The organism is Brevibacillus parabrevis, from assembly GCF_003710905.1.
Taxonomy (GTDB): Bacteria; Bacillota; Bacilli; order Brevibacillales; family Brevibacillaceae; genus Brevibacillus; species Brevibacillus parabrevis.
Genome location: NZ_RHHV01000003.1, coordinates 347,635 through 361,137 on the forward strand (window position 1 = coordinate 347,635; position 13,503 = coordinate 361,137).

The 13,503-nt window shown below is 45.3% G+C and carries 16 protein-coding genes and 1 pseudogene; all 17 read left to right on the forward strand.

The window, feature by feature from the left end:
• Positions 1-22 precede the first annotated feature (22 nt).
• On the forward strand, positions 23-400 hold the full coding sequence (locus EDM60_RS03145) for a glycosyltransferase family 2 protein (RefSeq protein ID WP_122962637.1): 378 nt from the start codon (positions 23-25) through the stop codon (positions 398-400).
• Positions 401-631: 231 nt separating this feature from the next.
• Positions 632-2,665 (forward strand): ATP-dependent helicase ComFA, encoded by a 2,034-nt coding sequence (locus EDM60_RS03150; RefSeq protein WP_122962638.1) that lies wholly within the window; start codon positions 632-634, stop codon positions 2,663-2,665.
• Entirely contained in the window at positions 2,662-3,522 is an 861-nt protein-coding gene (locus EDM60_RS03155; protein ID WP_122962639.1) for a ComF family protein, read from the forward strand. The genes EDM60_RS03150 and EDM60_RS03155 overlap by 4 nt, the downstream gene beginning before the upstream one ends.
• An 85-nt stretch (positions 3,523-3,607) precedes the next feature.
• Positions 3,608-4,039 (forward strand): TIGR03826 family flagellar region protein, encoded by a 432-nt coding sequence (locus tag EDM60_RS03160; protein ID WP_122962640.1) that lies wholly within the window; start codon positions 3,608-3,610, stop codon positions 4,037-4,039.
• A 132-nt stretch (positions 4,040-4,171) separates the two neighbouring features.
• Positions 4,172-4,447: a flagellar biosynthesis anti-sigma factor FlgM gene (gene flgM / locus EDM60_RS03165; protein WP_063230724.1), complete on the forward strand. Its 276-nt coding sequence runs from the start codon at positions 4,172-4,174 to the stop codon at positions 4,445-4,447.
• A 36-nt stretch (positions 4,448-4,483) separates the two neighbouring features.
• Positions 4,484-4,975 carry a flagellar protein FlgN gene (locus EDM60_RS03170; RefSeq protein ID WP_063230725.1) on the forward strand — a complete coding sequence of 164 codons (492 nt, stop codon included), beginning with the start codon at positions 4,484-4,486 and terminating at the stop codon, positions 4,973-4,975.
• Between the two features lie 12 nt (positions 4,976-4,987).
• Positions 4,988-6,475: a flagellar hook-associated protein FlgK gene (gene flgK, locus EDM60_RS03175; protein ID WP_122962641.1), complete on the forward strand. Its 1,488-nt coding sequence runs from the start codon at positions 4,988-4,990 to the stop codon at positions 6,473-6,475.
• A gap of 16 nt (positions 6,476-6,491) precedes the next feature.
• Positions 6,492-7,394 (forward strand): flagellar hook-associated protein FlgL, encoded by a 903-nt coding sequence (gene flgL / locus EDM60_RS03180; RefSeq protein WP_122962642.1) that lies wholly within the window; start codon positions 6,492-6,494, stop codon positions 7,392-7,394.
• Positions 7,395-7,415: 21 nt separating this feature from the next.
• Positions 7,416-7,994 carry a DUF6470 family protein gene (locus tag EDM60_RS03185; RefSeq protein WP_122962643.1) on the forward strand — a complete coding sequence of 193 codons (579 nt, stop codon included), beginning with the start codon at positions 7,416-7,418 and terminating at the stop codon, positions 7,992-7,994.
• 13 nt (positions 7,995-8,007) lie between these two features.
• The gene (gene fliW / locus EDM60_RS03190; protein ID WP_122962644.1) at positions 8,008-8,424 is read left to right on the forward strand and encodes a flagellar assembly protein FliW; all 417 of its coding nucleotides are present in this window, start codon (positions 8,008-8,010) and stop codon (positions 8,422-8,424) included.
• Positions 8,425-8,435: 11 nt separating this feature from the next.
• Positions 8,436-8,684 carry a carbon storage regulator CsrA gene (gene csrA, locus EDM60_RS03195; RefSeq protein ID WP_122962645.1) on the forward strand — a complete coding sequence of 83 codons (249 nt, stop codon included), beginning with the start codon at positions 8,436-8,438 and terminating at the stop codon, positions 8,682-8,684.
• A gap of 164 nt (positions 8,685-8,848) precedes the next feature.
• On the forward strand, positions 8,849-9,667 hold the full coding sequence (locus EDM60_RS03200; protein WP_122962646.1) for a flagellin N-terminal helical domain-containing protein: 819 nt from the start codon (positions 8,849-8,851) through the stop codon (positions 9,665-9,667).
• Between the two features lie 172 nt (positions 9,668-9,839).
• Entirely contained in the window at positions 9,840-10,184 is a 345-nt protein-coding gene (gene flaG, locus EDM60_RS03205) for a flagellar protein FlaG (RefSeq protein ID WP_122962647.1), read from the forward strand.
• A 12-nt stretch (positions 10,185-10,196) separates the two neighbouring features.
• Positions 10,197-11,696 carry a flagellar filament capping protein FliD gene (gene fliD / locus EDM60_RS03210; protein WP_122962648.1) on the forward strand — a complete coding sequence of 500 codons (1,500 nt, stop codon included), beginning with the start codon at positions 10,197-10,199 and terminating at the stop codon, positions 11,694-11,696.
• A gap of 15 nt (positions 11,697-11,711) precedes the next feature.
• On the forward strand, positions 11,712-12,089 hold the full coding sequence (gene fliS / locus EDM60_RS03215; RefSeq protein WP_122962649.1) for a flagellar export chaperone FliS: 378 nt from the start codon (positions 11,712-11,714) through the stop codon (positions 12,087-12,089).
• Positions 12,090-12,099: 10 nt separating this feature from the next.
• Positions 12,100-12,456: a flagellar protein FliT gene (locus EDM60_RS03220; protein WP_122962650.1), complete on the forward strand. Its 357-nt coding sequence runs from the start codon at positions 12,100-12,102 to the stop codon at positions 12,454-12,456.
• 563 nt (positions 12,457-13,019) lie between these two features.
• Positions 13,020-13,503: pseudogene (locus EDM60_RS03225) on the forward strand (hypothetical protein); the annotation flags it as partial.

The following is a 13,503-nucleotide window of genomic DNA, read 5'->3' on the forward strand; positions in this document are numbered from 1 at the left end:
ATACCTTTGTATAGGAGGGGGTATGACCGTGATGGAAGAACTGGTTGTATGGCTACTGGCGGCATTTGGCTTCTCCTCATTGCTGGTGATGATCGCTGATCGATGGGCCAGTCGAATGGACAGCTTGACAGAGCTTTCGCACGAGCATTACCGCTTGTTGGTGCACAATTCGGAGCAGGTGCTGGAGCGGGCGGTCAGAAGTTTGCTGTTTCGCTCCGAATGGAGTGGCAAGCCTGTCCGGATTACTTTGATAGATGAAGGATCTACCGATGATACATCCCGGATGCTATCGATTTTGACTCGCGAGCCGTACTGCTGTGGGGTGCCTGTAGCTGACAGCCAAGCCGAGTTGGTGGGAGCTATTGTAGTTGATCTGCGGAACAAGCAAGAAGGAGCCTGATGTTTTTGTTTTCAGGCATATGGATGAACGAAAAGGACTGTCGAGGACATCGGCAGTCTTTTTTGTGTTTGTGTGAAAAATGTCTCGGTCCTTTTCCTGACAGTCGATGGGGCTGCTTGCGGTCAGCGAGACGGTGATGCTGCGGTTTTGCTCGTGAAAAAGATTTGCTGACCCGTCTTGTCTTTTTGCAAACTGATGGTAAGAGGACAGGTGGAGAGCGGGGGAAGGCACATGCGCGAGTTTTTGCTGTACATCAAATCGGGCACAGAAGCAGTGTCGTCGGTTCAGACGTACGTGACACCGAGCTTTTCTGTCGACCAATCTTTTTGGCAGGAGCGAGAGAGCTGCATTCTGCACGTCATCGGCAAGACGTCATCGCTCGCTTTGGCCTTTTCCTTGCGGGAGCAAATAAACGAATGCATACGCAAGCGACTGCCAGAGCGGCAAAAGCTGACGGATGGAGTGGTCGCTGAGCTGCGGCATTTGGCTGTGGGGAAGGTTCGGGAGGCGAGTGTGCTGTATGGGCGGGAAATGACCGACAGGGAGCGGGATGACAATCAAGCTTCCTGGTCCAGTGCGTTCGCTTGCATGAGGCAGCCGCCAAAAGACTGGTTTGCATGGAAGGTTGTAGAGTTCAGATGCGAAGTGCATGCTTGTCAAAAGGATGCTGAATCAGCAGGAGGGTACAAGATTTTCTCGCGTCATTCATTGCTTCGAAGAACTTCGCTCACAGCGGATGGAGCGAGCGCAAGCGTTCTCGGCAAACTGCTGGATGGACGAGCGCTTCTCTGGGAAGAGATCGAGACGCTTTTGTGCAAGCGAGGGGTAGAAGTTGGCGATTTGGCAGCTGTGCTGCATGAAGGAGTCCTCGCTGGCAAAGTGCAGTGGCTTCCAGGAGTGCGCATGGGAGTCGTCAGCAATTGGCGGCGCAAGCGACTGGTGCTTTTCTGTGAGCGATGCGGCAGCGAGGACAGAGCGTTGCAGCTGATATACTGCCATTCGTGTGAGCAAGGCTGCGCCTACTGCACGATATGCCTGGGAATGGGCAGGAGCAAGTGCTGCACGCCGTATATGTTGATTGCGTCAAGTGCCTCAGCCGACATTGGGAGAGAAAAAGGAATGGGGCAGCCGGCCAGGCTGGAGTGGACAGGGCGCTACTCGCAAGATCAGGCGAGAGCTGCCGAACGCGCTCGGCGGTTCGTAGCGGGCTCACATCCGGGGCGGTCGGAGTTTTTGATTTGGGCAGTGTGCGGGGCTGGGAAAACCGAGCTGCTCTTTCCTTCTGTCGCTGAGGCACTTTCGTCGGGAGGGCGTGTATTGATCGCTACTCCGCGAAAAGACGTAGTGCTGGAGCTGGCTCCGCGTATTCGGCGAGTGTTTCCCGAAGCGCGTGTAATTGCTGTCCATGGCGCCAGTGCCGAGAAATGGGAAGAGAGCGATATCACGATTGCAACGACCCATCAAGTCATGCGCTATCATCGCCGCTTCCTGCTGGTTGTACTCGACGAGGCCGATGCTTTTCCTTATCACAACAATCCTGTGCTTTATCGGGCGCTGGCGAGAGCCGCACACGAGACGGGCAAGCTGCTCTATTTGAGCGCGACTCCCCCGCTCTATTTGCAAAAACGGCTCGTTTCAAACGATCGTTCAAAATCAGCAAGTTCCGCGGCATTGCCGCTTGCTTCAGCCACTCATGTGCTTTTACCCGGTCGCTACCACGGCAAGCCGTTGCCTGTGCCTGAGATTCTCACGATCAAAGGGTTGCACAAGCGCGTTCGGACGAATCGGGCGGTGCCGCAGATGACGAATGCAGTCAAGCGTTCACTGGATGCCGAGCGGCAAGTTTTCGTCTTCGTTCCCCGCATTGACGACGTGGACGTGGTGCTTGCCTATTTGCAAAAGGCGATGCCGGATCGGTCGGAACAGATGGCGGGCGTTCACGCCTCCGACCCGTTGCGCGAGGAAAAGGTGCTCGCTTTTCGCAACAGCCGCTATACGCTCATGGTGACAACCACGATTCTGGAACGCGGGGTCACCATTCCGAAGAGCGATGTGCTTGTCGTAGGAGCGGAGGCGCCCGTCTTCGATGAAGCCTCTTTGGTGCAAATTGCGGGGCGCGTGGGCAGATCGTTCGATGACACGGCAGGCTCTGTGCTTTTCTTGCAGGCTGAGCGCGCTGCGGCCACGAAGCTGGCAGTCAGGCAAATCAGCCGGATGAATCAATTGGCGAAAAAGCTTGCGGAAGCTGGGGGGGATAATGCGTGACAATCCAGTCATGTGTGGCTTGTGGCGGACATTTGAATGCCCTGCAAAGAGAAGGGATTGTCCGCAAGCGTGCACGATCTCTTTCCAGTTCAGCCGCTACTTACCCGGTCGTATATCGTTTGCTGCAAAAGCTCCAGGTGTGTGCAGGCTGCTTGGAAGCCCTGCCGTTCATCGGAGAGCAGATTTGTCGTCAGTGCGGGCGAGACATGTGCGGCGAGGTCATTTGTCGCGATGGATTGTGCCGCGATTGCGTAGATCGAGCGAGCGTGCCGTTGTCTAACAACCGCAGCCTGCTCCAATATGACGAGAAAGGAAAAAGTCTGGTCAGCCTGTTCAAATACCGTGGGGATGAGCGATTGGCTAGTTTTTTCAGTGCGCTTTTAACCATCGCGATTTACCGCTACCACCATACGCCTTCGCGTTTTACTTGCATCACGACTGTTCCGCTTCATCCAACAAGGCTTCGGGAAAGAGGCTTCAATCAGGTGGAGTTGCTTGCCAAAGCTTTGGGACACGCCATAGGAGTTCCGGTCAAAACGTTGCTGGAGCGAACGAAAGCGACAGAGAAGCTGAGCAAGCAAGGCGGGCGCGTGCATCGTGAGGAGAGCATGAGAGATGCTTTTGCGTGGGCGCAAGGGGCTGTGCTTGCAGACCTATCCTCCGCTTGCTCTGGCGGGATCGCGCGAGCCAAGGTCAAGGGCGGGGCGAATAGTCCTGTAATGTCCGGCACTCCTCTGCGGGTTCTCCTGATCGACGATATATATACGACAGGCTCGACTCTTCGTTCTTGCGCCAGCACGTTGCGGGCACACTTGGGAACAGTTTGTGAAATTTACTCCTTGACAATATACAGATAGCCAGTTTGGTAAAATTACGTTATCATGGAAGCAATCAGCAGTTGCGAACCAAATGAACTTTCTGGATGTTGAAGGGGTTGTTTCTATGTCTCTGGGCAAACTGGCAAACTGCTCGCGGTGTGATGCTTTATTTGTACAAACAGTCCGTGACATTTGCCCCAAATGCTATCAACAAGTGGAGCAGGAATATGAAAAATGCGCCCGGTTTCTGCGCAAGCGCGAGAATCGCGGAGCTAATATTCATCAGGTGAGCGAAGCTACTGGTGTGAGCGTGAAGCAAATTACGAAGTTTATCAAGGAAGGGCGCATTTCTGTAGAAGGCAACCCGGAACTTGGTTACCCATGCGAAATTTGTGGAATTTTGATCCGTACCGGAAACATGTGCGACTCGTGCATGAAAGACTTGAAACACGAGATTTCGCAGCAGCTTGAAGTGGATCGGCGCCTTGCAGAAGATGCTCGCGCACGTCAGGCGGAAGCAGCCGCTTATCGAAGAAGGAAGAATACTGACGAATAGTTTTGCGCAAAAAAACTAATCGTCAATCAGGAAATTGCCGATGATACTACTAAGAGGTATCATCGGTTTTTCTTTTGATAAAGGGACGTGTTCCCATGAAAATGTCCGGTGGATTGAGAGGATGGTAATCAGATGCGGATTAATGAACCGAACCGTGTCGGGATGATCAACGCCTACAACAAGACGAGCAACAACCAGGTAGGCAAAAGTGGGAAAATCCCGATGGGCAAGGATGAAGTAAACATTTCTACGGAAGCGTTGGAAATGCAGCGCCAGGTGGAAGACACGAACGCGCCACAGCGTCGTGAAAAGGTGGAGCAATTGAAGAAGCAAGTGGAGGAAGGCACGTATCGTGTCTCCAGCGAGCGAATTGCAGAGAAGCTCCTGTCCTTTTGGAAAAAGCTATAAACCAGTTCTCTAGGGAAGACGAGGAGAAGCGCGAACATGGATAGACTCTACGATCTGCTCGACAACTTGATCCGGTTGCACAAAGCCTTGTACACTTTGGCCGCACACAAAAAAGACGTGCTGGTAAAAGGAGATGTCGATGAGCTGGTGGCGATTACCCGCCAGGAACAAAAGCTGATCAAGGGCGTCACTGCTGCTGAAGCAGCCCGCCAAACCTTGGTGCAAGAACTGACCGAAAAGAAAGGCTTTGCGCTTCAGGAAGGCACACTGGCTGAATTGATCAAGTTGACGACCAGTGCGGAAGAGAAGACGCGGCTTGCATCCTATCGAGACGAGCTTGTCCGGATTGTCGCCGAACTGCGTGAGGCAAACGAGCTGAATCAGCAGTTGCTGGAGCAATCCCTTTCTTTTGTAAACATGACACTCGACCTGATCACGGACACGCCGGAGGACGACTTCATTTACGGCAATCCGAGCACGGACACCTACCGTCAGGCGAGCCGAACTTTTTTCAATAAAAAAGCGTAAAGAGGTGCTGACATGCGCTCGACTTTTCACGGAATTGAAGTAAGCAAACGCGGCCTGTTCGCACAGCAGTCTGCGCTGAATACGACGGGGCATAACATTGCGAATGCGAATACGGAAGGATACAGCCGTCAGCGGGTCAACATGCAGGCTACTACCGGGTTGCCTTATGTTGGAATGCAGGCAACCATCGAGCCAGGATTGCTTGGTACGGGTGTGCAAGCTGACAGTATTCAGCGGTTGCGAGAAGAGTTTCTGGATATTCAATATCGAAATGAGCACAAGCGTCAAGGATATTGGGATGGTCGCTTGGAAACACTTGAAAAGCTGGAAGGGATAATGAACGAACCTTCTGATACAGGGCTGCAAAAAGTCATGGACCAGATGTGGCAAGCCTGGCAGGACTTGGCTAAAGACCCGACAGATACGTCGGCACGTGCTGTTGTTCGCGAACGAAGCAAGGCGGTTGCGGATACATTTAACACATTGACGAATCATATCAAAGAAGTGCAACTTGATCTGGACAATGTAGTGAATGTGAAGGCGATGGAAATCAACTCTTTGGGACAGCAAATAGCCAGCTTGAACAATCAGATTTCCAATATCGTGCCACATGGCTACCAGCCAAACGATTTGTATGACCAGCGTGACGTTCTCCTGGATAAGCTCTCCAAGCTGGTAGATATCCGAGTGACGCAAACCACCGCTGGTATGGTGAACGTAACGATTGAAGGACGCGAATTTGTTAACGGTATCACTTCCCAACCAGTAGTTGCTCAGCGAAATGTCGCCACGGGTTTGAGTGATCTCACGCTGGGTGGAGCGGCTTTCGTTCCGACATCTGGTTACATGGCAGGCACTCTCCAATCTCGTGATCAGATTGTGCCAAACATGCTAAAACGTCTGGATGTCTTGGCTGTGAATTTGACTAAGGAAATCAATGATATACATCGCGCAGGACGGAGCTTGAATGATATCAATAATGGCACCGCACAGGATCTGCCGTTCTTTGTAGATGCAACGGCTTTGGCTGCGGATGCTACAACGAAAAATTATCCAACAAGTGCCTCTAGTCTTGTCGTTAACCCCGAAATTATGAGAAGTTTGGATGCTATCGCTGCGGCAAAACCGGAAGCAGTCTCTACACCGGTTGGCAACAACGAAAACGCATTGGCGATTGCTTCGATCAAATTTAAAGTGTTGGCTGCCGGAACAGGCCCGAACGACTTGGCAGAAAGCTCCACTTTGGATAACTACTATCGTTATACAATCAGCCAATTGGGTGTGGATGCACAAGAAGCTACCCGCAATCAGTTGAACTCGGAAATGCTGGTCGGAACTGTAGACAGCCAGCGGCAATCCGTATCAGGCGTATCGATTGATGACGAAATGGCAGAAATGGTGAAATTCCAGCACGCATACAGCGCATCTGCCCGCGTCATGACAAGCATGGACGAAATTTTGGACAAAGTCATCAACGGCATGGGCCGAGTTGGCCTCTAGTAGGAGGGATTAGATCATGGCGGTACGTGTAACGCAGAACATGCTGAATAGTAATATGCTGCGGAATTTGCATAATTCCATGCGTAGCATGGACAAGCTACAGCAACAGCTTTCGTCTGGTAGTAAAATTGCCAAGCCATCTGATGATCCTGTAGTGGCAGCGCGTGGGATGTTTTATCGTTCTTCGTTGATGGAGAATGATCAGTATAAGAGGAATGTGGATGAAGCGAAGTCTTGGTTAGATATGACTGATAGCACAATGGATGAAGTTGGGAACGTTTTGAAGCGGATCAAAGAACTCTTGATATACTCTGGTGATGGAGCAGTATCACCAGAGGATTTAAAAACGATGGGTTCAGAAGTTCAGGAATTAAAGAATCATTTAGGTACACTTGCTAATCAACAAATAAATGGCAAGTATATTTTTGCAGGCACTGACACGAATAAAGCTCCGTATGATCCGGTAGCAAATGGCGGGAAAGGAGACTATGTAAATACCAATAGTTCGCCAATAAATTTGGAAGTAAGCCAAAATGTATTTGTAACTTCAAATATTAATGCTCCGAACATATTTAATTTCCCAGATAATGCGAACAATATGTTTAATCTTTTAGACAATATAATCACAGAGCTTAGCAATGGGAGAACAGCTACCCAATTTCAAGCGAGATTAGATCAACAATTTGATAAACTTCTTGCGGAGCGGGCATCACTCGGAGCAACTGTGAACAGAGTCGAACTAATTGCTGAAAGATTGAACACGCAAGAAGTAAGTATATCTGAACTTTTGTCAAGAAATGAAGATGCGAATATGGCCGAAGTAATGACAAATTTAAAGACTCAAGAAAGTGTTCATTCAGCAGCACTAGGATCTGGGGCGCGTATTATTCAACCAACCTTGTTAGACTTCCTTCGCTAGGGAATTGGGGGAGTACGGTAAATGCAGATTCCACAAATTCGGATGGAGAGTACCTTTGCAAAATTAGGTTTATCCATTAATAAACCTGTTATAAATATTAAGCAACCTATGGCAGAAATGAATTTACGACAAAAAGCAGCCACTCTCAATATTGAACAGGCAAGGACTGAGCTGAGAATTGATTCAAGTCAGGCAAGAGCAAATATTGGCCTCATGACCCCCATGCAGTTTAGCGATAGTAATACATCCTATGGACGACAACAGTGGCTACAAGCAATTGCGGAGAAAGTTCAAGAAGGCGACCGTTTAATGAAAATATATTCACGAGAAAATGCAATCGCAAATATAGGAAGAGAAAAAGGTCAACGTGTATTGGAGGGTGGATATAACCCACCAGTTCCTTCTTTAGATGAAGGTGTCGATGTAAGCATAGAGGTTAAACCAGCAATAATCAACGTAATACGTAATGGCATGAGCATGGATCCAGTGCTGAGACCGCCTGAGTTTACTTATACGCCAGGTAAGGTGGAGCCATATATGATAGAATATAATAGTCTCAAGATAGATGTGATAGGTAGCCAACTTGATCGAAAGATGTGAGTGAGGGGAAGATATGAATACAAGTCAACAATTGGAGTTGGGAAATCTTTTTTTTGAGGATGGAATACCTGGATTTTCTCATTTGCAGTTTTTTCAATTGATGCAGGAAGAGAAGAGTCCGTTTTATTTAATTCAGTCTATCGAAGAAAAAGATGTTGGATTTTGGGTAGTAGATCCGTTTCTCTTCTTTCCTTCCTATGAGTTTTCACTTTCATCTTCAACAAAAGAAGCACTAAGAATGGATGGTCAGGAGTCTATCGCTGTCTTTTCTATTGTGACTATACGTGGAAATAACCAGGCTACTGTAAATTTAAAAGCTCCCATTGTCGTGAATCTCAACAATCGCATGGGTAAACAGGTTATTTTGCAGGATGATACATATTCAATCCGCCAGCAGTTGATCGAACAACAAGCTACGGATATTAAGTAGGTGGTGTTGACATGTTGGTCCTTTCTCGAAAGAAAAATGAATCAATTATGATTGGTGACGCCATCGAAATTAAAATAATTTCTGTTGATGGGGATCAGGTACGTATTGGAATTGAAGCTCCTAGGAAACTAGACATTTATCGAAAAGAAATCTATGAAGCTATTCAAGAAGAGAATCGTCTGGCAACAAAGAGTCAGAGTGAGTGGTCCATGCTAAGAAACTTGATAGAAAAAGGATGGCAATATAAAGATGGTCAATAGATCATCTTTTTTTCTGTAAAAAAAGAAAAAAGCGCTAAAAACTCTAAGACGACATTCCGATAATAGTAATGTAGGGACAGTTGCAAGCGCGCGATTGTGATAAGTCTCAAATTCATGAATAGTCACAGGGACGTGACTATCGAAAAATCAAGGAGGAATATTAAATGATTATCAACCACAATATTTCCGCAATGAACACACATCGTCAATTGGGTGTAAATACTGGCAGCTTGGCAAAAAACGTTGAGAAACTGTCTTCCGGTTACCGCATCAACCGTGCAGCTGATGATGCAGCTGGTCTCTCTATCTCCGAGCGTATGCGTGCTCAAATCCGCGGTATGGAACAAGCTTCCCGTAACTCCCAAGATGGTATCTCTCTGATTCAAACTGCAGAGGGCGCATTGCAAACTGTTAATAATATGTTGGTTCGTGTAAAAGAATTGGCAACTCAATCGGCGAATGGTACATTGGATGACACAAATGACCGTGCTCGTCTTCAAGAGGAATTGGCTGAGCTGGCAAAAGAAGTAACAAACATTAAAGACAACACCAAGTTCAACGGAATTGGTTTGCTTGCTGGTGGTACAGATATTGATCTGCAAATCGGGCAAGAAACAGCTCAAAAATTGACTCTGACTGTATCTAATTTCGATCTGAGTACTGTAGATGGCGCTGTTACTGGGTATTCAATCGCTACCCAAGCAGATGCTTTGACTACACTGGGCGATGTAGAAAACCAAATCAACGCTGTAAGTAAAGCGCGCTCTTATCTTGGTGCGAACCAAAATCGTCTGGAAAACACAATCAACAACCTGAATATCACTGCTGAAAACTTGACTGCTGCTGAATCCCGTATTCGCGACGTTGATATGGCGAAAGAGCAAATGGCTTTCACTAAAAACAACATCTTGACTCAAGCTTCTCAAGCGATGTTGGCTCAAGCAAACCAATTGCCACAAGGTGTTCTGCAACTTCTCCGTTAATCAATGGAAAAAGAATAATTTTACGAAGCTGTCGAATGATAATTCGACAGCTTTTTTATATGTTCCTTTTCGGTGAGAAAAATGAACGGACAGAGTAATCAAAAGAAAAAATAATGATAATCTGGAATCCTACCGATATATATAATAAGATGCTTTTTGGGGAGTGAATGATATGGAAATTTCCTCTGTTCATTCGTCACAAGGACAGAAGAATAACATGAGACAAGGTTTAGGAACGAGTCCTACACAAGAACAAAATCCAAAAGACATGAAACATCCAGGCGAATTACCAAGCAAGTCGAATTTGCAAGCTGAAATAGCTGGAATTAACAAATGGCTACAATCTACAAATACACACGTAAAATTTACCCTACATGAGGATCTGAACGAATATTACGTTCAGATTATCAACGATCAGACAAATGAAGTAATTAGAGAAATTCCTTCTAAGAAAATGATGGATATGGTTGCAAAAATGCATGAAATGATTGGATTGCTGGTGGATGAAAAAAGATAGGGGGTAAAAATAATGGGAATACGGATCAGTGGTATGGCATCAGGGATGGATACCGAGAAAATTGTTAAAGATTTGATGAAAGCTCACCGTGAGCCTGTTAATCGTTTGCAACGGAACAAATATAGTGTTGAATGGAAGCGTGATGCTTACCGTGAGATGAACACTCTATTAGCCGACTTGCAAAATTCTCTGAAAGATCTTCGCTTAGGAACTAGTTTTAATAAAAAAATTGCATTCTCAGAAAATGAAAATATAGCCTCTGCGAAAGTAACGGGAAAACCTTCTCTTTCTTCATATTCAGTAGAGGTAATTAGTTTGGCTAAAGCGGGCACACCACCTAACGCTGAGTTTCCTGTAGCAGCAATAACGGATACTAAAAAGCCGATCGGGGGGTCTGATTTCACTCTTACAATAAAAAAAGATGTAGATGGAGATGGCAATATAGATTATGTTCCATTAACATTTGCAGGTGCAACTGACTCAATTGATAGTATAATTTCACAAATTAATAGTGCAAAAACGGGGTTGAAAGCGAGTTTCTTCAATAATAAGCTTGTTATGATAGCTGAAGACGGTAAGCAATTTGAAGTTGAAACGAGCGGTGCGAATAACCTAAATATAGGTGCAAATACACCTTCTACTACGGGACAATCCAGTGACCCAGCGAAGTTCAAAATTAATGGTGTTGAATATACTTCTACTACAAACACGTTTACTTTTGATGGTATTAATTTCACTTTAAAACAACCCAATGTAGGTGCTCCTGTTACTGTCAGTGCGAAAGCAGATGAAGAGGCTATTTTCACGATGGTGAAGGATTTTGTTGATAAGTACAATACTGTCATTGAAACGATCAATAAAAAAATAGCTGAACCAAAATATAAAGCTTATCAGCCGCTGCTAGATGAGGAAAGAGAAGCATTATCTGAAAAAACTGCTGAAAAAATGGATAATATGGCGCGAAGTGGTATTCTACTTCGTGATTCTATTTTAACTAGTGGATTACATGAAATGCGACGAGCTTTAAGCACCCCTTTGAAAGCTGCCGGTGTAAATTCAGCATTTGACACACTTTCCGAAATCGGTATCGTCGGTCCTCCAGCTGGGAAATATGCTTATCAAGAAAATGGAAAACTCTATATAAATGAATCAAAACTCCGTGAGACCATAAGCAAAAATGGTGAGGATGTAATAAAACTTTTTACTAACTACAGTAGTAATCCTGACCAAGCCACAAAGTACAATGAGAGTGGAGTTGCCGAGCGATTATATGGTCAGTTAAATCAAGTCATTGATAAGTTAACGAAAGAAGCTGGAGCAGTTGGAAGAGTTAGTGATGACAGCAATCTCACTAAAAGATTAAAGCAAACGGATGATGAGATCGAAATTTGGGAAGATCGCCTGAAACAGATTGAGAATCGTTACTGGAAGCAATTCACTGCAATGGAACAGGCAATGTCCAAAGCACAATCACAAGGCGCATGGTTTACACAAATGTTAGGTCAAAAATAACAGGGAGTGACGCAGATGTTACAAAATGCCGCTCAGACATACCAATCCAATCAGGTAGCAACCGCTACTCCCGCCGATTTGACACTGATGTTATATAACGGTGCATTAAAGTTTATAAAACAAGCTAAGGTGGCCATTGAGGAAAAAAATATGGTCAGAGCTCATGAAGCATCATTAAAGATTCAAAATATCCTGTATGAATTAATGTCTACTTTAAATAGCGAATACGATATTTCTAAAGACTTTGCAAAGTTATATGAATTTATGCTGCAACGTACTATTGAGGCCAATGTACAAAAGGATATTCTCCTATTAAGTGAAGTTGAAGATCTCTTTGTGCAGTTCCGAGATACTTGGAAAGAAGCCATGCAACTAGCTAGAAAACAAGGGTAAGGTGCAAGAGATGACAAAGATTGAGATGCTCTTGGAAAACATACTTGATGCCACTCAGCGTTTTGAAAAGGAAGTTACTTGTATGGATTCAGAGCCTGATATGTGGCTTGGAATTTTGGCGGAACGTGAGGAGTACATCGGCTGCCTCATTGAACAGGGGTTTAATAGTCTCTCTATTCAGAAGGAATATCAGAATCAGCTGTTACAGATTAACGAAATAAATCAGAGACTGATCCCATTGATTGATCAAAGAAAACAAGGAGTTCAAAAACAATTAAACAATGTCCGGCGTAGCAAGATGGCAACAAATTCTTATCAAGAAGCCGGTCCAAATGGATACGGCGCATTTTTTGATAGGAAAAAATAAGAAAAACGAATCTCCTGTCATTCGAAAATTAGAAGAGTTGGTTTGTCAAGCGCTTTGATATGCAAAAGGGGCGTCTCTCAGTCGGAAAAATCGACTTTCTGAGACAGTCCCTTTTATTTTGTGATCATGAAAATGATATGCAATGTCTTCCGTAATAAATGGCAAGCATTCAGTGTTTTACAAGTTTTCAGATCGGGTAAAGTACTATAGCTACAACTATAACCAAATGTTTATAAAAAAGAATATCTATCTAAAGTCCCGCGCGAAATAATCCGATAGATATAAATGAGTAGATATTGAAGGAAATACTGGAAACGGAGATGGTTTCTTTTATTTTCCTAATTTCGAAAAATCGGTATATCTAGTCAGAATCTAAACGGAATTAGTTATATTCCGGTTTCCTGCGGGAATGGTCTGATCTAATAGGGGGTTTGATAAAAAATAAAATGAAGCACCTATAGAAGTGAATGACCAGATAATTATGAAAAGACATGATAGTAGGTAGATGGAAGAAAAGGTAGCTTTTTTATAAAATGATTATAATGTCGAAGGGAGCGTTCCCCATGATAAGAAAAGAAGGCAAGAAGGCTATTGCTTCAGTACTTTTAGGTTCCACTATTGCGCTAGCTCCTTTTTCAAGTGCTTTCGCAGCCCCAGTAAAAGTGGAATGGGATCCAGCTAAAGTAACGGTTACCAATAATGTAGGTAAAGCTGATACGGTGAAAATTGAAGATCTTGTAGAAGGCGCTGTTGTAAAAATTTACGACAAAGCAATTGGTGGAAAATTGCTTGGAACAGCAAGTGTAGCAAAAGGTAAGACGGAAGCATTAGTAACGATTCCTAATCTAGGAGAAGCTGAGGGTAAAATTTTTGTTTCTGTGACAATGGAGTCCCCAACTGCAGAGATTGTGTTTAACGCAGAAGCAACCTCGGCTGTTGTCAAAGCAGATGACATCACGGTTGTAAATAATGTAGGCAAAGCTGATACGGTAACGGTAGCTGCAGCAGAAGGTACGATTGTAAAAGTGTATGATGCTGCAACAGCAG